The following is a 17,283-nucleotide window of genomic DNA, read 5'->3' as shown; positions in this document are numbered from 1 at the left end:
AAGCTCCGGCCTCCTCAGGGAGCAGTAGTTGGGCTCGCACCTCAGGGGGGTGGGTTCGTTTCGCTCGCATCTCACGGGGTGCTGTGATACCCCAGTTCCTCCGCGCGTCGAACCAGTGCGAGATTGCGTTCCCAGGATGCGTCGACCGGGTCGTCGGGATGGTGTGCCGACGCCCAGGTGCCGTACACATTGGTCCACACCCCGAACCGGGGCCCGGTCACGAGTTCGCTCCCGTCGCGGGACGCTGCAGCCAGGAGTCGAGTTCGAAGTCTTCTTCGATGCTGCCCTGCTCGACCAGGAAAGCCTTGGTGCCGGTGAGCAATTCGACGGCGCGGGCCGGGAACGGCTCCTCGGAGTAGCCCTCGGGGTTGGCGGCGGCACGGACGGCGGCTTCGGGTGCCTTGGAGTTGCCGAGCTCGGACTGGAGGTACTCCTCCCAGTTCGCCTTCGCGTAGCGGACCGACGACGCGTGCAATTGCTGCCACGTCGCGGCGAAGTCCGGGGTCTTCTCCAGGAACTGGTCACTGCTGACCGTCACGCTGGTGCCGGCCAGATCGGGATGGTCCCGGTAGACCGAGTCGACCAGGTGAAATCCCTTGCCTTCGAAGGTCTGCAGCGCCACCGACGGGATGACGCCGGGCAGCGCCGCTCCGTCGATCTCACCGGAGTTCAACGGTGCCTCCTGATCGGCCGGATACAGGTGGATCAGGTTGGCGGTGATGCCCTGTTCGGCCAGTGCGCCTTGCAGATAGCGGTCGATGTAGGACCCCTTCGGCACACCGATGTTCTTGCCCGCCAGGTCGGCCAGCGAGCGGATCGACGGGTCTTTGGCCACCACGCCGGCATCGTTGTCGAACTGGTTGATCGACAGCAGGCGGGTTTGTAGTCCCGAGCCGCGGGCGACCAGCGCCGGGGTGTCACCGTAGCTCGCCACGTCGAGGCGTCCGCCGATGAGCGCTTGATTGAGATCGGGCCCGTTCGGGAAGTTGAAGACCTCGACGTTGTTGACACCGAGCGGGGCGAAGGCCTCGAGGAGTTCCCCGCGACTGTGGGCGAAGCCGACCGGACCGGCGATCACGTTGCTCGAGCCGATGACGCCGATCCGGAGTGTGTCGATGACCTCGCGCTGCGCCGACGACGCGTCGTCGGAACCGCACGCGGCCACCGCTGCGATTGCCACGCCCGCCGACAAGAGGGCGAGGGCGCGTCTGATCCGGCGCAGCGGTGATCCGAAAGATGATGTGGTGGGCATGATTTCTCTGTTCTGGCGATCTGAAGGGATGAACGGGGTGAGCCGGTCAGTCGGCGTGTTGCTCGACGAGCCGGGGTGGCGGGTCTCCATGCGGGATCGGGGGCCCGACCGCGGTGAGGCTTCCTGGTGCGCGCCCCTTGCCCCAGCCGAGCCGCTCCCGGTAGCTGCCGATCAGCTCGAGCGGCAACGATTCTCGGGTGCCGAGTGGGGACGACTCCGGGCTGACGTAGAGAGCGTCGGTGGGGCAGTACGCCTCGCACATGAAGCAGGTCTGGCAGTCGGACTGCCGTGCGATGACCGGTACGCCGTCGGGTCCGGTGTCGAAGACGTTGGTGGGACAGGCATTCACGCATTTGTCGCAGGCGATACACGCCGACGCGACGACGAGCTCGATCACGCGGGAATCCTGACGGCGAGCCGAGGGGCCGGGTCTGGCCGGCGGACAGCCGATCCGGGTGCGGCGACCCAGACATCGCCGAGTCCGCCGGTGCGGACGTGATCGCCCAGTGCCGGGTCGAGCTCGGGGTGGTCGGCGCGCTTGCTCATCCCGCGGGATTCGGTGCGGGCGAGTGCGGATCGGTAGATCCACCGTCCGACCGCGGTGATCGCAGCCGCCTCCCGCGCGCGGACGCGCCCCGCCGGTGTGCGGGCGCCGTAGGCCGGGCCGGAGACCTCATCCCACAGCGAGTCCAGGGCGTTCAGCGCCGGACCCATACGGTCGCCGTGACGCAGGTAGTTCTTCTCGAAGGGGATCAGTTCGCCCTGTGCGGCGGTCACCACCTCGTCGGGTGTGATCCCGCTCCGGGCGGAGTCCAATCCGACGGTGCCGGCGCCCGAGAGCCGATCGAGTGGGGATGCCCCGCCCGCGTCGCGGGCCGCTCGTGCCGCTGCAGCGCCTGCGAAACCGCCCGACGACATCGCCCAGGCGGAGTTGTGGCTGCCGCCGCCGGTGAAGCCACCGCAGATCCGCTCGCGGGTGGCGGCGTCGCCGGCCGCGTAGAGACCCGGGACGCCGGTCCAGCAGTCCGCGTCGACGATGTCGATGCCACCGGTTCCGCGAACGGTGCCCTCGGCGAGGAGATCGACCTCGAACCGGTCGGTGAACGGGTTGATGCCCCGGCGGTCGAACTGGAGGAAGAAGTTGGGTTGACCCTGGCGCATCTGTGCCGCCACTCGCTCATCGGCCCGGTCCAGCTGTGCGTAGACCTTCTCCTGCAGCAGAGTCCGTGCGATCACCGACCGCCCCTTCGTCGATCCCGCACCCTCGACGATGCGTCCGTCGGCGTGGAAGAAGGTGGCGTAGCCGTAGTACGCGGTCTTGGTCACCGTGGAGCCCTTCGGCACGATCGCGTACGCGTTGGCGAACTCCATCCCGGAGAACGAGGCACCCACCTCCGCCGCCATCAGTGCGCCGTCGCCGGTGTCGACGTTGCTGCCCAGTGCCTTAGACAGGAACGCACATCCGCCCGTCGCCACGACGACGGCGCCGGCCGAGATCCGGAAGTCCCGGCCTGTCTGCCGCTGGTGTCCGGCGGCGCCCCGCACGGCGCCCTGGCTGTCGGTGAGGAGTTGCAGGACAGGGGAGTGATCGAGGATCTGTACACCGCGGCGCCGGACCCACGCGCGCATGCGACGCATGTACTCCGGGCCCTGGACACCGGTGCGGATGGGCTCCCCGGTGTGCTCGTCGATCGGGAACGGGTAGCGACCCTCGGTGCCCAGCCGGTGCATGTTCGCGTAGGTCCTGTCGAGAACCCGGTCCATCCAGGCGTGGTCCGCGAGATACCCACCGAGCGCTTCGCGACTCGCCTTCGCCGCCGAGCGCTTGTCCGGGTCCGGGACGACGTACCAGACCCCGGTCCCGGCCGGGGCCGTCGTACCCGACGCACCGCAGTAACCCTTGTCCACGACGATCACCTCGGCTCCGGCGTCGCGAGCGTGGATGGCGGCCCAGGTCGCGGCGGGACCACCGCCGATCACCAGCACGTCCGTGGACAGGGTCAGTACGTCAGACATGGGTGAACTCCCGGCGTGTCGTTGTCGGTGTCGTTGTGGGGCCGGTGGATTCGGCGTCGGTTCCGCCGACGCCGAGCCCGGCGAGCAGTTGTGAACGGAGGGCGACGAATTCGGGATCGGTGACCTGGCGTGGGCGAGGTAGATCCACGACGATCTCCTGTGCGATCCGGCCGGCCCGCAGGATCAGCGCGCGATCCGCGAGCAGAAGGGCTTCCTCGACGTCGTGCGTCACCAGCAGTGTTGCCGGACGGTGCGCTTCCCACAACCGGGCCACCAGGCGTTGGGCATTGATCCGGGTCAGGGCGTCGAGCGCGCCGAACGGTTCGTCGAGCAACAGCAGGTCGGGCTCCCGGACGAGTGCGCGTGCCAGCGCGGTGCGCTGGGCCTCGCCACCCGAGAGCGTGGACGGCCAGGCGCCGGACTTGGCCGCCAGCCCCACCTCGTCGAGTGCGCGGAGCGCGCGGGCCTCGGTGTCACCGCCGCGCAGCCCGAGCGCGACGTTGCGCCACACCGACATCCAGGGCATGAGTCGGTGCTCCTGGAACACGATGGCCTTGGCCGAGGGTGCCTCGATCGTGCCGGTGAAACCGCGGTCGAGCCCGCCGATCCCCCGGAGAAGGGTGCTCTTCCCGGAACCACTCGCTCCGAGCAGCGCGACGAACTCGCCCCGGGCGATGGTCAGATCCACGCGGTCGAGAACCCGCCGGCCGTCGAACTCGCGCCCGGCGCCGAGGACGCGGACACCGTCGACTCGATCTGCGGACATTCCACTCACCTACCTTCGAATCCGTTGCGCCACGACAGGAACCGACGCTCGAGTATTCGCACGCCGATGTCGGTGAGCAGTCCGAGTACCGCGTAGATCACCAGGACCAGGAAGATCTGATCGGTGCGTAGGTACTCCTTGGCGTCGTTCATCAGGAAGCCCAGACCGACCGGGGTGGTCTGCATCTCCGCGACGACCAGGACGAGCCAACCGATGCCCAGCGCCTGTCGTAGCCCGACGAAGATCTGCGGTAGTGCGCCCGGCAGGACCACGTATCGCACGAGTTCGAAACGCGTCAGCTCCAGCGATTCGGCGGCTTCGATGAGCTTCTGGTCCACGCCCCGGATGCCGGCGAGGAAGTTGAGATAGATGGGGAAGATCGGGGCGACGATGATCAGGGCGATCTTGAACGAGTCGCCGATCCCGAACCAGATGATGAAGACCGGGACGAGGGCCACGGCGGGCATCATCCGCAGCACCTGGACCGGTGCGTTGACCAGGTCTTCGGCGACCTTGAAGAGGCCGGCGGCCGCGCCGAGCACCGCGCCGATGGCGATCCCGATCGCCAGTCCGATCGCGACGCGCCGCCCCGACGCGGCCAGATGGGTCCAGAGTTCACCGGTGCTGATCAGTTCCCAGCCCGCCTCGACCACCTCGGTGGGTGCGGGGGTGGTCGCGCCGAGCCATCCCCGCGCGCCGACCTGCCAGATGACGACGACCAGGATCAGGCCGATGGACTGACGGAGCGTGCGTGTGGCGGCGTGACGGGAGAGCCGTCGCCGACGTACTCGGGCCGCCGGGCCGTCGGACGGCACGTCGACGGGCCCGGCCGCGGACGGGGCGGGGGCGACACCGACCGGTGTCGTGAGTTCTAGAGTCATCGAAATCCGCCTGGGAGAGGGCTGGCAGGACTTCTGGGACGCTACTGAGAACTCGACTCCACCGGCACCGTTGGAGTCATGGTGATTTTCAAACCGCCGCGCGCCGAGACGATTCGGCGGACGGTCAGTTCGGGATCAGGTCCGGATTGGCGTCGGCGAGCAGCTCGTCACGGTCCTCGGCGAGGACGAATCCGCCCGCGATGGCGGCGTCGGCGGCGTTCCGGTAGTGCTTCTCGTATTCGTCGCGCGTTCCGTACCGGGCCGCCAACGCGTCGGCGGGGACGGGGAATGTCGTGCCGAACAGCAGGCAGATGCGGGAGACGGGGTCGGCGACGATCCCGCTGAGGACCTGGGTCGGTGCGTCGACGCACGGCGTCCGGACCCCGCCCCGGACGTTGCCGATGTCGTCCAGCTCGAACACGGGGTCGGCGCCGTCGATGTCCCGGAGGGCCAGCGGGTCGGCTGCCGGCGGCGGATCGCCACCGTCGGCCCAGGATCGCAGGTGCCGCAACGCAGCCCGCAGGACGAAACGCTGCTGACCCCGGTTGACGGGGTCAGGGCAGCCGAGGAACTCCTCGAAGTCGCCGACCTGGTGCAGGTCGGCGTGGGACGTGCCCGCCATTTCCCACACGCGTAACCGGTCGGAATCCGGTTGCCGCGCAGTGTGATAACGGAAGTTGGTCAGGACGTCGGTCTCGGTCTGCACCACGAACACCGGTGCGTCGAGGTCGGCGCGGATCGTGGTGGGCTCGCGCCCGAAGACGGTCGCCACGTCGATGCCCGAACCGACCTCGCCTGCGGGCAACCCGGCGGCCGCGCGGCTGTGGATGAGGTATCCGTCGAACGGCGCCGCATCCGGGCCGATGGCGTTCACGTAGGTCGTCAGGGCCATCGCCGACTGTGATTCGCCGATCGCGAGCACGGTGGCGACCGTCAGGCCCGCGAGGGGATGGTCGGCCCCAGCGGTGTCCCGGGCGGCCCGTCCGATCGAGCTGAAGATGTCGTAACAGTACGCATCACCAGGATGGTGGAGTCCGGCATACCGTTCCGGGTCCTTGGCGGCGAGACTCTGCGGCGCACCGGTCGCGACGCCGACCGAGCCCGTGCCGCCCTCCACTCCGACGAACTGGGCCGAGACCCCGATCCAGGCGTGCCCGGAACGGACCAGTTCAGCAGCCACATAGGAGTATTCGGGGGCGGCGTCGGCGCCACTGCTGACGTTCAGCCACTCGACGACAACGCAGCCGCTGAACGTCGCGGGCTCCGCTGGGCGTCGGACGACGACCCGGGTCGTGAACTCGGCGGCGGGCGCGGGCGGGTCCCCGACGATCTTCTCGGCCACCCCCGACGCCGCGTACTCGATGTCGGTGTATCCGGCCGCGGCGAGGTCGGGGAGGGGAGAGGCGCTGAGCAACGAACACCCGTCGCCGCCCTGTAGGACTCGAAACCGCATAGGTCGACTCACTTCTTCTTCCGGTGCTGCTTGATCACCTCACCGAACATGAAGTGCATCTTGGTGCCCTGCGGCCAGCCTACGTAGTAGCAGAGGAAGAGGCTGATCTCCTCGAGCTGCTCTGGGGTGAGCTCTCCGTTCCCGAGTGCGGCACCGGCCTGGATCTCGGCGACGTCGATGTTGTTGCTCGCGGCGAGCGCGCCGAGCAGGAGCAGCCGACGATCACGGTTGGACAGACCGTCTCGCGCCCACACATTGCCGAACACCTGGTCGGCGGTGTGTGCGAAGTAGTCGCCCGGGCCGTCGCTCACCTCCCAGCCGTAGACCTCTGACATCTTGGCGAGGCCGCGCTTGCGTGCCTCGTCGGGTGTGTCGTCGGAGATGTTGGAACGGGTCATGCTGGTTCTCCTTCGAGGTGGGGGACACCGAGCCCGGTGGCCAGGTTCCGCAACGCGAGCTGCCCGAGGGGCAGGTCGACGCCGAGTTCCTCACCGAGTGCGAGTGCGAGCGTCAGGTCCTTCTCGCCCAGGGTACGGACGCCGGCGAGGATTCCGTACCAGGGATCGTCGCGCTCGACGGGAGCGGTGGTGTCGCGCAACATGATCGCCCCGGCCCCACCGGTCACGGCGTCGGAGTGCCGGACCACCTTGCCGAGCTTGGTGATGTCGATGCCGGCGGCCTCGGCCAGTCGCGCGGCCTCGGTGGTCGCGGTGAACGAGATGAAGTGGAGGAGGTTGCGCGCCAGCTTCATCCGGGTACCCGCGCCGACCTCGGGCCCCGCGTGGACCAGCATGTCGGCGGTCAGCGCGAACGGTTCCTTCAGCTTCTCGTACGCGTCCCGCGGTCCACCGACCATGATCGCGAGGCGGCCCGACGCCGCGCCCATCGCACCACCGGAGATCGGTGCGTCGAGCAGTGTCACCTCGCGCGCCGCGCACAGATCCGCCAGTTCGACGGCGGTCTCCGGCGCGATGGTCGAGTGGACGGTGATGACGGTGCCCGGGCGAGCTGCCGACAGCAGGCCGTCCGGACCCGCGACCACGGTTCGGACCTGCGCGTCGTCGAGCACGCAGATGCCGATGATGTCGGCCGACGCGGCGAGATCGGCGAGCGATTCCGCAGCGGTGGCGCCCTTCTCCACGACCTTCGCGACGGCGTCGGACGACAGGTCGAACACCGTCAGCCCACCCGCCCAGGCGGCGAGGCTCCCGGCCATCGGCCCACCGATGTTGCCGAGTCCGACATACCCCAGACGGATGGGGGACGACTCGCTCATGAGCGGATGACCTGGCCGCCGTCGACGTTGAAGATCTGCCCGGTGATCCACCCGGCTTCGTCGGACAGCAGGAACAGGCACATTCCGACGAGATCCTCGGGAGTGCCGAAACGCTTCAGCGGCAGCCGGTCCACGATGTCGGCGACCATCTCCTTGGGCGTCGTGCTCCGGGTCGCCTCGGTGTCGATGGGTCCCGGGGCGATCGCGTTGACACGGATGTTCTGCCCGCCGAGCTCGGTGGCGAGCTGCTGGGTCAGCCCGTTGACGCCGACCTTGGCCAGCCCGTAGAAGCCGCTGTACAGCCATGCGGCGGTCGAGGACTGGTTGACGATGGCGCCGCCGCCGTTGGTCATGTGCGGGTAGACCGCCCGGGTCACGTTGAGTGCACCATCGAGGTTCACGCTCATGAACTTCTTGTAATAGTCCCAGGGCACCGTGATGAGGAAGTCGAGTTTCATCCCGCCGTAGATCGCGGCGTTGTTCACCAGACCGTCGATCGAACCGTAGGCGTCGACGGTGGCGGCGGCGAGCGCCTTCGCCGAATCCTCTTCCGCGACATCGGTGCTGACGTACAGTCCGCCGATGTCGGCCGCGACCTGCTTGCCCTTCTCGTCGGCGAGGTCGGCGACCACGACGTTCGCGCCCTCCGCGGCGAGGGCACGCGCATAGGCCTCGCCGATCCCGCCGGCGGCGCCGGTGACGATGATGGTCTTGTTCTCGAAACGCTTAGAACTCATTGTCCTGCTTTCTGTGTGGATGATGTGCTGGCCCTTCGTGGCTCGCTTCGCTCGCACCTCAGGGGGCGGGGGCAACGGCTCGGTTTGTCGCACCTCAGGGGGCGGTCGAATCTGCTCCCTGAGGTGCGAGGAGCGATCGCGCGAGGCTTTTGCTCCCTGAGGTGCGAGGAGCGATAGCGCGAGGCTTTTGCTCCCTGAGGTGCGAGGAGCGATAGCGACGAGCCTCGAAGGGTCACGCCGGGCGGGCGACGGCCTTGGTCTCCAGGTACTCCTCGAAACCGGCGACACCCATCTCGCGGCCGATGCCCGACTGTTTGAAACCGCCGAACGGGACGTCGGCGGAATACCAGATGCCGCCGTTGACGCCCATCGTTCCGGTACGAACTCCGTTGACGACCTTGTTGATCCGGTCCTCATCGGTCCCGTAGACCATGCCGGACAACCCGTACGGCGAGTCGTTGGCGATGCGGATCGCGTCGTCGTCGCCGTCGTGGGGGATGATCACGAGCACCGGGCCGAAGATCTCTTCCTGCGCCACTCGCGCCGAGTTGTCCAGACCCGAGATCAGGGTCGGTTCGACGAAGAATCCGGCGGGCCTGTCGGCGGGACGGCCGCCGCCGATCTCGATCGTGCCGCCCTCACTGGTGGCGAGTTCGATGTAGGACTCGATGCGCTGGCGCTGCCGGGCCGAGATGACCGGTCCGCAGATGGTGCCGCCGTCGGTCGGGTCCCCGGCGGGCAGGCCGGCCATCGCGTCGCGGGTGGCCGTGATCGCCTCATCGAGGCTGCCGCGCGGCACCACGAGACGCGTCGTGATCGCGCACCCCTGGCCGGCATGGGTGACGACGTTGAACGCGGCCATGGCGCAGGCGGATCCGATGTCGGCGTCGTCGAGGACGATGAAGGCCGACTTGCCGCCCAGCTCCAGGAACACCTTCTTCAGCGACTCGGAGGCGGCCGCCATCACCTTCTTGCCCGTCGCGGTGGAGCCGGTGAACGAGACCAGGTCGACGCGAGGGTCGGTGCTGAGCTGGGCGCCGAGCTGATGGTCGGTCGAGGTGACGATGTTGAGGACGCCCGGCGGGAAGTCCGTCTCCTCGGCGACCACCTTGCCGACGAGCGCCGCACACCACGGGGTGTCGGGCGCGGGCTTGAGCACCACCGTGCACCCGGCGGCGAGGGCGGGTCCGATCTTGGCGAAGTTGATCTGGTGCGGGAAGTTCCACGGGGTGATCGCGCCGACGACGCCGACCGCCTCCGAGCGCAGCTCACGGTGGTTCTTCAGTCCCATGGGTTTCGCGGTGCCGAGGTCGCGAGTCCACTCATAGCTCTCGGCGAGGTCGGCGAAGTAGCCCAGATCGGTGACGGGTCCCTCGAACTGCGGGCCGTGGGTGAGGAACGACGGGCATCCCACCTCGGCGATGGTGAGCTCGCGGAGCTCGTCGCCGTGGGCGAGCAGTGCGTCGCGCAGCTGACGCAGGCAGCGAGCGCGGAAGGCGTGATCGCGCGACCAGTCGGTGGTGTCGAAGGCGGTGCGCGCCGCCGTGATGGCGGCATCCATGTCGGCCGCGGTGGCGTCGGCCGCCTGCCCGATGACCTCCTCGGTCGCGGGATTGACGACGTCGAAGACGCCACCGCTCCCGGGGGTGAGCTTGCCGTCGATCAACAGATCCGACGCGGATTCGGGGCGAAGAGGCATGAGCTGGAACTCCATCTGGACAGGTGTCTGGACTCGCGTTCAAACCTAGTGTAGCGTGGCTCACATGTCCAGTCCCGTGTCTCAGGAATCCACCCGCCGCAGGCTGACCCAGCAGCAGGCGGAGACGGTCACACGCCTCACCGATGCCGCGGTCGACGTGCTGAACGCCGAGGGTTTCGACGGTCTGACCGTGCGGTCGGTGGCCAAGATCGCCGGGGTCGCGCCGGCTACCGCCTACACCTACTTCTCGTCGAAGAGTCACCTCGTCGCCGAGGTGTTCTGGCGTCGCCTCTCGGCCGGGGTGCTCGAACCGGATCCCGGTGCACCGCGGAGTGAGCGCGTCGCGCAGGTGCTTCGGGAGGTCGCGCTGGTCGTGGCCGGCGAGGGGCAGCTGGGTGGTGCGGTCACGGTGGCCCTGCTGGGCAGTGACCCTGACGTCGAACACCTGCGCGTGCGAATCGGCGCATTCATCCGGCGTCGTCTCGCCGCCGCCCTCGAAGAGGACCCGGAGAACCCGGGCCCGCTGCTCGACGCCCTGGAGATGATCTACTCCGGCGGCCTGGTCTACGCCGGTATGGGGCACATGACCTACGAGCAGACCTCCGAACGTCTTGTCGCAGCCGCACATCTACTGATGGAGAAGTGATGACCGAAACGACGGCGGTGTCGGGGATGGAGCACGAGCTCCCCTTCGACCCGTATGCCTATGGTTTCCACGAGGATCCCTACCCGACCTATTCCCGTCTCCGCGCGGAGGCTCCGGTCTACTACCACGGCGGGATGAACTTCTGGGCCCTCGCCGGACACGCCGACGTCCGTGCCGCATTCCGTGACACACAACGACTCTCGAACAGCTGGGGCGTGTCGATGGACCCCTCGGCGTACGGTCCCGACGCGCACAAGTCGATGTCGTTCCTCGCCATGGACGACCCCAAGCACATGCGTATCCGCAAACTCGTCTCCAAGGGCTTCACGCCTCGCCGCGTCAACGAACTCACCGGCCGGATCACCGCCCTCACCCATCAGCATTGGAGCAGATGTCTCGACAAGGGCGAGTTCGACTTCGTGCACGACTTCGCCGCCCTGCTCCCGATGGACGTCGTGTCCGAACTGCTGGGAGTGCCCGAAGCCGATCGCACCCGGCTGCGCCACCAGTCCGACCTGCTGTTGCATCGCGAGGACGGCGACCTCGACCTTCCCGAGGCGGCGGTGTACGCGTACATCGAACTGCACAAGTACTATTCGGAGCTCATCGCCGACCGTCGCAAGAACCCCGGCGAGGATCTGGTCTCGGCCCTCATCGCGGCCGAGATCGACGACGACGAGACCGGTGAGAAGACGAAGCTCACCGAGGACGAGATCGTCGGGTTCATGGTTCTGATGGTGGTGGCGGGCAACGAGACCACCACCAAACTGCTTGCCAACGCCCTGTATTGGGGCTGGCGCAATCCGGACGAGCTCGCCAAGGTCTTCGCCGACCCGGAAGTCGTCGTCCCGGACTGGACCGAGGAGACGCTGCGCTACGACAACTCGACGCAGATCGTCGTGCGGCGGGTGATCGAGGATGCCCCTTATGGCGACTTCGTGATCCCGGCGGGCGACCGTGTACTCCTGCTCGTCGGTTCGGCGAACCGCGACGTCGAGGTGTTCGGCGCCGACGCCGACCGGTACGAGATCGGCCGCGACTGCGCCCAGTCCCTGATGAGTTTCGGCCTGGGCGCCCACTTCTGCCTCGGGGCGCACCTCGCGCGCCTCGAGGCCAACATCGGCCTGACCGAAGTGATCAAGTCGATCCGGGCAGTGGAGATCGATGCCGACAAGGCGGTACGGGTCCACTCGGTGAACGTGCGCGGCTTCGCCGAGCTCCCGGTGAAGGTGACGGTGCGCTGATGGCTTTCCGTCCCCATCCCGAGCGCCGACCGGTCCTCGTCGCGGGCGCGTCGTCGGGAATCGGCGCCGCCACGGCCGAATTCCTCTCCGCCGCGGGCCATCCCGTCGCCCTGGCCGCCCGCCGGTTGGAGAAGCTACAGGAACTCGCCGACAAGATCACGGCCGCCGGCGGCGAAGCCGTCGCGGTACCGTTGGACGTCACCGACGAGCAATCGGTGTTGGATTGCGTGGCGAAGGCCGAGGCGGCGCTGGGGCCGCTGGAGATCGTCGTCGCCGGCGCCGGTGATCTCGCAGTCGGTCTCTCCTACGAGACCGGCACCGATCATTTCGCCGATCAGATCAACATCCACCTCACCGGCGCGTACCGTATCTACCGCGCCGTGATCGGCGGCATGATCGACCGTGCGCGAGGCGATTTCGTGTTCATCGGGTCCGATGTCGCCATCCACCCCCGGCCGTGGTCGTCGGCCTACGTAGCCGCGAAGTCCGGTATCGATGGGCTGGTGGCGACCATTCAGCTCGAGCTCGAGGGAACCGGTGTCCGTGCGGGAGTCGTGCGGCCCGGGCAGACACTCACCGGCATGGGGATGAACCTCGACCCGAAGACGACCGAGAACATGCTGAACGACTGGATCACACACGGTCTGGCCCGTCATGGCAACTTCCTCTCGCCCGAACACATCGCGCAGGCCGTCGCCGCCATGGTGACCATGCCTCGCGGTGCGCACATGCGGTCGGTCGAGGTGGAGGCCGAAGGCGCAGTCAGCGACAAGAAACGACAGGCAGCACAGGAGAAGGGGACGGATGGATGACCGCCATCACCGAATCAGGCCTGAAACAACCGAATCGCGTCTCGGGTGGCGAGGGCGAACACGGACATCTCGACGAACTCGCCACCGATCCGCTCGCACTGTTCTGGCGCGTGCGGGAGGAATGCGGGGACGTCGGCATGTTCCAACTCGCCGACCGTGAGGTTGTTCTCGTCTCCGGATCGGCCGCGAACGAGGAATTTTTCCGCGCCCCCGAGGAGGACCTCGACCAGGCCGCCGCCTACCCGTTCATGACACCGGTCTTCGGCGAGGGCGTCGTGTTCGACACGAGTCCAGAGGAGCGGTCCAAGGCGATCCACAACTCGGCGCTCAAGGGCGCGCACATGAAGCAGCACGCGGTGACCATCCCCAACGAGGTCGAGCGGATCATCGCCGACTGGGGGGACGAGGGCGAGATCGATCTGCTGGACTTCTTCGCCGAGCTGACCCTCTACACGTCGTCGTCGTGCCTCATCGGGCGGAAGTTCCGGGAGCGGCTCAACGGGCACATCGCCCACCTGTTCCACGATCTCGAGAAGGGCACGGACCCGATCGCCTACGTTGACTACAACGCCGACATCGAGAGCTTCCGCAAGCGCGACGAGGCCCGGGCCGAACTGGTCGAGTTCATCCAGGGCGTGATGGACGAACGGATCGCGAATCCGACCGAGGACAAGGAAGATCGCGACCTGATGGACGTCCTCGTCCAGGTCGGATTCGACGCCAACACCATCACCGGCATGTTCATCTCGATGATGTTCGCGGGCCACCACACGACGTCGGGCACCGCCGCGTGGACCCTCATCGAACTGCTGCGCAACCCCGACTACATGCAACGCGTGTACGAGGAGCTCGACGAGATCTACGGCGAGACCCCGCCCGGCGAGCGCCCGGAATACACCTTTGCGCACACCCGTCAGATGCCACAGCTCGAGAACGCGCTCAAAGAAGCGCTGCGGCTGCACCCGCCGCTCATCATCCTCATGCGCGTGGTGCAGAACGACTTTCACGTCGAGGACTTCGAGGTGAAGGCCGGGCAGTCGATCGCCGTCTCGCCGGCGATCTCCAACCGGCTGCCCGAGGACTTCCCCGAGGCGGACACCTTCGACCCCGACCGTTACGACAAACCGCGGCAGGAGGATCTGGTCAATCGCTGGACCTGGATCCCCTTCGGCGCCGGTCGTCACCGTTGCGTCGGTGCGCAATTCGCGATCATGCAACTGAAGGCCATCTTCTCGGTGCTCTTCCAGAACTACGAGTTCGAGATGTTGCAGCCGCCGGAGAGCTACCGCAACGACCACTCGAAGATGGTGGTCCAGCTGCAGCAACCCTGCCGCGTCGCCTACCGCAAGCGTCAGGACGCGTGATGCGCGTCGAGGTGGACCTGGACCTCTGCCAGGGACATGGGATGTGTGAGCTCGAGGCGCCCGAGGTCTTCGCCGCGCACACCGATCATGTGGAGATCCTCGACGCGACCCCGGACGAATCCCAGCGCGCCGAGGTCGAGGCCGGCGTGCACTACTGCCCGACTCAGGCCCTTCGGATCATCGAGGACTGAGCTCCGACCACGTCGCCCACGCAAGACCCGAACGATCGAATAAAGGTGGAACACATGTCTTTTGACCGTGCCGAACTCGACGAGATGAAGGAGCGGTGGCTCGCCGCCAACATCGAGGCCGAAAAGGCGGGGGACTGGAAGCCCCTGGCCGACTTCTACACCGAGGATGCCACCTACGGGTGGAACTACGGCCCCAACAAGGATTTCATGGCCGTCGGCCGCGAGGAGATCCGCGAGCTCGCCCTCGGACAGGAGATGGAGGGTCTGCAGGGGTGGGAGTACCCGTACCAGGCGTGGGTCATCGATGACCAGACCGGCGACATGATCGGACTGTGGAAGCAGATCTACGAGGGCACACGCGACGACGGCAGCCACTACGCCCTCGAGGGCATCCAGGGTAGCTGGTTCAAGTACGGAGGAAACTTCCAGTTCCGTTGGCAGCGTGACTTCTTCGACTACGGCAACGTCTCGGCTCTCTTCATCGAGATGATGAAGAACAACGCGATGAGTGAGCCGATGCTCAAGCGTGTGGAGAAGTCGGCGCCGGGTAATCTGCCGGGTTGGTACGACTTCGGCAAGGCCCCGGTCGCGTTCTGGTGAACTGACATGACTTCCACAGCCCCGACCTACCAAGGTCTGAGTCAGGATCAGCTCGCCGTGCTCGTACCGGAACTGCTGCTGTCGGGTCAGATGATCGACCGCAGCGGCATGGCGCATCTCATCAGCGCCTTCGGCAGGGACGTGATGGGCAAGGTCGCCATCGAGGAGTGGATGGCCGCGAGTCCGGTCTACACGCATCGCATGCGCACGGCCCTGGGTATCGACGGCGACGGTGTCGAGGACATGTTCAAGTGTCTGCAACTCGACATCGGTGCGCCACCCCAGTTCATGGACTTCCGATACCGCATCGACGACGAGTACCACGGGTCGTTCGTGCTCGATCACTGCGGCGCGCTGCTCGACGTCGAACCCCTCGGCGACGACTACGTGACCACCATGTGCCACGACATCGAGGACCCCACCTTCGATGCGACGGCGATCGCGACCAACCGGCGCGCACGAATCCGTCCGGTTCATCGCCCCCCGCGTCGACCGGTCGATCGCACGCCGCACTGTGAGTGGACGGTCACGATCGAACCGGATCGAGACGAGCTGCCGCTCCCACCGGATTCGGTCGACATGTTCGAGACGAGGGCCGGTCAACTCGTCCTGTCGGCCATCGACACCACGGAGACCGACGGCTGGGTCGACTACCGCGGCCCGCTCGTCGAGGATCTGCAGTTCGCGGAGTGGTCGACGTCGGCTCTGGTGCGGGTCGCCGAGGAGGTTGCGCTGCAACACCAGTTGCTGTCGCTGGGCTTCCTCGTCAGCCTGCGCAGGTATGCCGAGAGCGAGGCGCAGACCACCGAGATCTTCCGCAAGCAGCTGATCGGCATCGCCGGACTCGCTGCCGACCGGATTCGCGTCGCGCTCGATCTGTCCGCCGACGCCGCAGGTCTCGCCCAGGTACTGGCACTGCATCCGTGTTTCGGTCCGACCCAGTACACGGGACTCACCGCAGAGGCCGACGGGGACACGGTCACCGTCCGAATCCCCCGGGAGTCCTATGCGATGACCGACGGCGGTTGGACGTCGATACTCGATGTCGACCACGTCGAACCGTTGCAGGCGGCGGCGACCGCCGTCGATCCGTATCTCGTCGTCGCGGACGCGACCGAGGCCGACGGCGATCTCGTCGTCCGGATCACCAAGGCGGACACGCCGCAGAAGGAGTACGGTGAGGTGGCCGTCGCACGCTTCAGCGGGGGCGCGAGTTTCGAATTCGTCGACCGCGGGCGGTCGATCCCGATCACGCCGGTGGGCAGCTCGGCGTGACGTCGGGCGGCGGTTGGTCACCTGGCGGCGCGGGACTGGGGGGCCGGGTCGCCGTTGTCGCAGGCGCGACCCGCGGTATCGGACTGGCCGTCTCGTATGCGCTGGCCGGACAGGGAGTCTCGGTCGTCGTCAACGGTCGCGACGGACAGGCCGTCGACGACACCGTCGCCGAGATCCGCGGCGGCGGCGGATATGCCGTGGGCGTTCGCGGGTCCGCGGGTGACGACGGAGTGGCGCAGGCGATGGTCGAGGCGGCGCTGGCGGAGTTCGGTGCCCTCGACATCGCCATCAACTGCGCCGGCATCGCCGAACCTCCCGGTTCGACGGTGCTGACGATCGCTTCCGACGAGTTCCGCGAGCAGATCGACGCCCACCTGATGAGCGCCTTCCATCTCCTACAGGCCGCGGGGAGGGTGTTCGTCGAACAAGGATCGGGGTCGGTCGTGCTCACGGGTTCGGCGGCCTCGCTCGGAATGTTCGGTGGCAGCGGCTATCCCGCGGCGAAGGGCGGCGTCAACGCACTCGCCCTCGCCGCGGCCGCGGACCTCCGGGATCATCACGTACGCGTCAACGTGGTGATGCCGGGAGCGAAGTCGAGGTTGTCCTCCGGCGACGACTACGTCGCCCACATCGAAGGACTCCATCGTCGCGGAATCCTCGACGACCCCACGCGCGACGCGGCGCTCGATCCCGCCCCGCCCGAGTACGTCGCCCCGCTGTACGTGTTCCTGGCCAGTGACGCGGCCGAGCACATCACCGGCGAGATCTTCAGCGCTGCCGGTGGATTCATCGGCCGGTTCGAGTCGCAGCAGGCGAGTTTCGTCGCTTACCGCGACCACAAGGGCACCTCGCCCTACAGCCTTGACGAACTCGCCGGCATCCTGGCCGGGCCGGCGGCTCCCTGAACCGAGAGGACCCGCCCACGAGCGTGAGTGGTCAAATTCTTGCTCCCTGAGCTGAGGTGCGAGCGAAGCGGCCAAATCACTGCTCCCTGAGCCTGGATATTTCACTGATGTTGCTGGTGTTCGGCGTGTGATACGCGAAAGTGCCTGTCTGCCTTGTGATTATTGA

The 17,283-nt window shown here is 67.3% G+C and carries 19 protein-coding genes; 8 read left to right on the top strand and 11 right to left on the bottom strand.

Features of this window, described 5'->3' with window-relative positions; genetic code table 11:
• Nucleotides 1-71: 71 nt before the first annotated feature.
• From B1818_RS24085 to B1818_RS22905, 11 genes are all read right to left on the bottom strand, one after another.
• Nucleotides 72-221, bottom strand: a complete 150-nt coding sequence (locus tag B1818_RS24085) for a hypothetical protein (protein ID WP_231742467.1) — start codon at nt 219-221, stop codon at nt 72-74.
• Entirely contained in the window at nt 218-1,252 is a 1,035-nt protein-coding gene (locus tag B1818_RS22950) for an ABC transporter substrate-binding protein (RefSeq protein ID WP_078114120.1), read from the bottom strand. Before B1818_RS22950 ends, B1818_RS24085 begins: the two co-directional genes overlap by 4 nt.
• Before the next feature lie 46 nt (nt 1,253-1,298).
• Nucleotides 1,299-1,649 carry a ferredoxin family protein gene (locus tag B1818_RS22945; protein ID WP_058252408.1) on the bottom strand — a complete coding sequence of 117 codons (351 nt, stop codon included), beginning with the start codon at nt 1,647-1,649 and terminating at the stop codon, nt 1,299-1,301.
• Nucleotides 1,646-3,268 (bottom strand): FAD-binding protein, encoded by a 1,623-nt coding sequence (locus B1818_RS22940; protein WP_078114119.1) that lies wholly within the window; start codon nt 3,266-3,268, stop codon nt 1,646-1,648. The genes B1818_RS22945 and B1818_RS22940 overlap by 4 nt, the downstream gene beginning before the upstream one ends.
• Entirely contained in the window at nt 3,261-4,034 is a 774-nt protein-coding gene (locus B1818_RS22935; protein WP_058252406.1) for an ABC transporter ATP-binding protein, read from the bottom strand. The genes B1818_RS22940 and B1818_RS22935 overlap by 8 nt, the downstream gene beginning before the upstream one ends.
• 5 nt (nt 4,035-4,039) lie before the next feature.
• Entirely contained in the window at nt 4,040-4,915 is an 876-nt protein-coding gene (locus B1818_RS22930; RefSeq protein ID WP_058252405.1) for an ABC transporter permease, read from the bottom strand.
• Nucleotides 4,916-5,039: 124 nt separating this feature from the next.
• Complete coding sequence (locus tag B1818_RS22925) at nt 5,040-6,368, bottom strand: alpha/beta hydrolase domain-containing protein (protein WP_058252404.1); 1,329 nt, start codon at nt 6,366-6,368, stop codon at nt 5,040-5,042.
• A gap of 8 nt (nt 6,369-6,376) precedes the next feature.
• On the bottom strand, nt 6,377-6,766 hold the full coding sequence (locus B1818_RS22920; RefSeq protein WP_058252403.1) for a carboxymuconolactone decarboxylase family protein: 390 nt from the start codon (nt 6,764-6,766) through the stop codon (nt 6,377-6,379).
• Complete coding sequence (locus tag B1818_RS22915) at nt 6,763-7,644, bottom strand: NAD(P)-dependent oxidoreductase (protein WP_058252402.1); 882 nt, start codon at nt 7,642-7,644, stop codon at nt 6,763-6,765. The genes B1818_RS22920 and B1818_RS22915 overlap by 4 nt, the downstream gene beginning before the upstream one ends.
• Nucleotides 7,641-8,381 (bottom strand): SDR family oxidoreductase, encoded by a 741-nt coding sequence (locus B1818_RS22910; RefSeq protein ID WP_058252401.1) that lies wholly within the window; start codon nt 8,379-8,381, stop codon nt 7,641-7,643. Before B1818_RS22910 ends, B1818_RS22915 begins: the two co-directional genes overlap by 4 nt.
• Before the next feature lie 232 nt (nt 8,382-8,613).
• Entirely contained in the window at nt 8,614-10,080 is a 1,467-nt protein-coding gene (locus tag B1818_RS22905; RefSeq protein ID WP_058252442.1) for an aldehyde dehydrogenase, read from the bottom strand.
• A gap of 64 nt (nt 10,081-10,144) precedes the next feature.
• Between B1818_RS22905 and B1818_RS22900 the strand changes: the two genes are divergently transcribed.
• From B1818_RS22900 to B1818_RS22865, 8 genes are read left to right on the top strand one after another with little or no spacing between them, the layout of a single operon-like run.
• Nucleotides 10,145-10,726 carry a TetR/AcrR family transcriptional regulator gene (locus tag B1818_RS22900; protein ID WP_033206302.1) on the top strand — a complete coding sequence of 194 codons (582 nt, stop codon included), beginning with the start codon at nt 10,145-10,147 and terminating at the stop codon, nt 10,724-10,726.
• Nucleotides 10,726-11,970, top strand: a complete 1,245-nt coding sequence (locus tag B1818_RS22895) for a cytochrome P450 (protein ID WP_058252400.1) — start codon at nt 10,726-10,728, stop codon at nt 11,968-11,970. Before B1818_RS22900 ends, B1818_RS22895 begins: the two co-directional genes overlap by 1 nt.
• The gene (locus tag B1818_RS22890; RefSeq protein WP_078114118.1) at nt 11,970-12,782 is read left to right on the top strand and encodes an SDR family oxidoreductase; all 813 of its coding nucleotides are present in this window, start codon (nt 11,970-11,972) and stop codon (nt 12,780-12,782) included. Before B1818_RS22895 ends, B1818_RS22890 begins: the two co-directional genes overlap by 1 nt.
• Nucleotides 12,779-14,146 (top strand): cytochrome P450, encoded by a 1,368-nt coding sequence (locus B1818_RS22885; protein WP_078114117.1) that lies wholly within the window; start codon nt 12,779-12,781, stop codon nt 14,144-14,146. Before B1818_RS22890 ends, B1818_RS22885 begins: the two co-directional genes overlap by 4 nt.
• Complete coding sequence (locus B1818_RS22880) at nt 14,146-14,337, top strand: ferredoxin (RefSeq protein ID WP_058252397.1); 192 nt, start codon at nt 14,146-14,148, stop codon at nt 14,335-14,337. The genes B1818_RS22885 and B1818_RS22880 overlap by 1 nt, the downstream gene beginning before the upstream one ends.
• A 54-nt stretch (nt 14,338-14,391) precedes the next feature.
• Nucleotides 14,392-14,937: a hypothetical protein gene (locus B1818_RS22875; protein WP_078114131.1), complete on the top strand. Its 546-nt coding sequence runs from the start codon at nt 14,392-14,394 to the stop codon at nt 14,935-14,937.
• Between the two features lie 6 nt (nt 14,938-14,943).
• A complete protein-coding gene (locus tag B1818_RS22870; RefSeq protein ID WP_058252395.1) occupies nt 14,944-16,212 on the top strand; it encodes a hypothetical protein in 1,269 nt (422 codons plus the stop codon).
• On the top strand, nt 16,209-17,117 hold the full coding sequence (locus tag B1818_RS22865) for an SDR family NAD(P)-dependent oxidoreductase (RefSeq protein WP_078114116.1): 909 nt from the start codon (nt 16,209-16,211) through the stop codon (nt 17,115-17,117). The genes B1818_RS22870 and B1818_RS22865 overlap by 4 nt, the downstream gene beginning before the upstream one ends.
• Nucleotides 17,118-17,283 lie beyond the last annotated feature (166 nt).

The sequence above is a fragment of the Gordonia sp. IITR100 genome (assembly GCF_002009645.1).
Taxonomy (GTDB): Bacteria; Actinomycetota; Actinomycetes; order Mycobacteriales; family Mycobacteriaceae; genus Gordonia; species Gordonia hongkongensis.
Note: the sequence above shows the minus strand (reverse complement) of the source record. Positions and strands in the feature narration are given on the sequence as shown.

Bases quoted from the DNA above. Each gene is read 5' to 3' on its own strand.
- B1818_RS22950 (WP_078114120.1), bottom strand. From the start codon at position 1,252: ATGCCCACCACATCATCTTTCGGATCACCGCTGCGCCGGATCAGACGC.
- B1818_RS22940 (WP_078114119.1), bottom strand. From the start codon at position 3,268: ATGTCTGACGTACTGACCCTGTCCACGGACGTGCTGGTGATCGGCGGT.
- B1818_RS22935 (WP_058252406.1), bottom strand. From the start codon at position 4,034: ATGTCCGCAGATCGAGTCGACGGTGTCCGCGTCCTCGGCGCCGGGCGC.
- B1818_RS22930 (WP_058252405.1), bottom strand. From the start codon at position 4,915: ATGACTCTAGAACTCACGACACCGGTCGGTGTCGCCCCCGCCCCGTCC.
- B1818_RS22925 (WP_058252404.1), bottom strand. From the start codon at position 6,368: ATGCGGTTTCGAGTCCTACAGGGCGGCGACGGGTGTTCGTTGCTCAGC.
- B1818_RS22920 (WP_058252403.1), bottom strand. From the start codon at position 6,766: ATGACCCGTTCCAACATCTCCGACGACACACCCGACGAGGCACGCAAG.
- B1818_RS22915 (WP_058252402.1), bottom strand. From the start codon at position 7,644: ATGAGCGAGTCGTCCCCCATCCGTCTGGGGTATGTCGGACTCGGCAAC.
- B1818_RS22910 (WP_058252401.1), bottom strand. From the start codon at position 8,381: ATGAGTTCTAAGCGTTTCGAGAACAAGACCATCATCGTCACCGGCGCC.
- B1818_RS22905 (WP_058252442.1), bottom strand. From the start codon at position 10,080: ATGCCTCTTCGCCCCGAATCCGCGTCGGATCTGTTGATCGACGGCAAG.
- B1818_RS22900 (WP_033206302.1), top strand. From the start codon at position 10,145: ATGTCCAGTCCCGTGTCTCAGGAATCCACCCGCCGCAGGCTGACCCAG.
- B1818_RS22895 (WP_058252400.1), top strand. From the start codon at position 10,726: ATGACCGAAACGACGGCGGTGTCGGGGATGGAGCACGAGCTCCCCTTC.
- B1818_RS22890 (WP_078114118.1), top strand. From the start codon at position 11,970: ATGGCTTTCCGTCCCCATCCCGAGCGCCGACCGGTCCTCGTCGCGGGC.
- B1818_RS22885 (WP_078114117.1), top strand. From the start codon at position 12,779: ATGACCGCCATCACCGAATCAGGCCTGAAACAACCGAATCGCGTCTCG.
- B1818_RS22880 (WP_058252397.1), top strand. From the start codon at position 14,146: ATGCGCGTCGAGGTGGACCTGGACCTCTGCCAGGGACATGGGATGTGT.
- B1818_RS22875 (WP_078114131.1), top strand. From the start codon at position 14,392: ATGTCTTTTGACCGTGCCGAACTCGACGAGATGAAGGAGCGGTGGCTC.
- B1818_RS22870 (WP_058252395.1), top strand. From the start codon at position 14,944: ATGACTTCCACAGCCCCGACCTACCAAGGTCTGAGTCAGGATCAGCTC.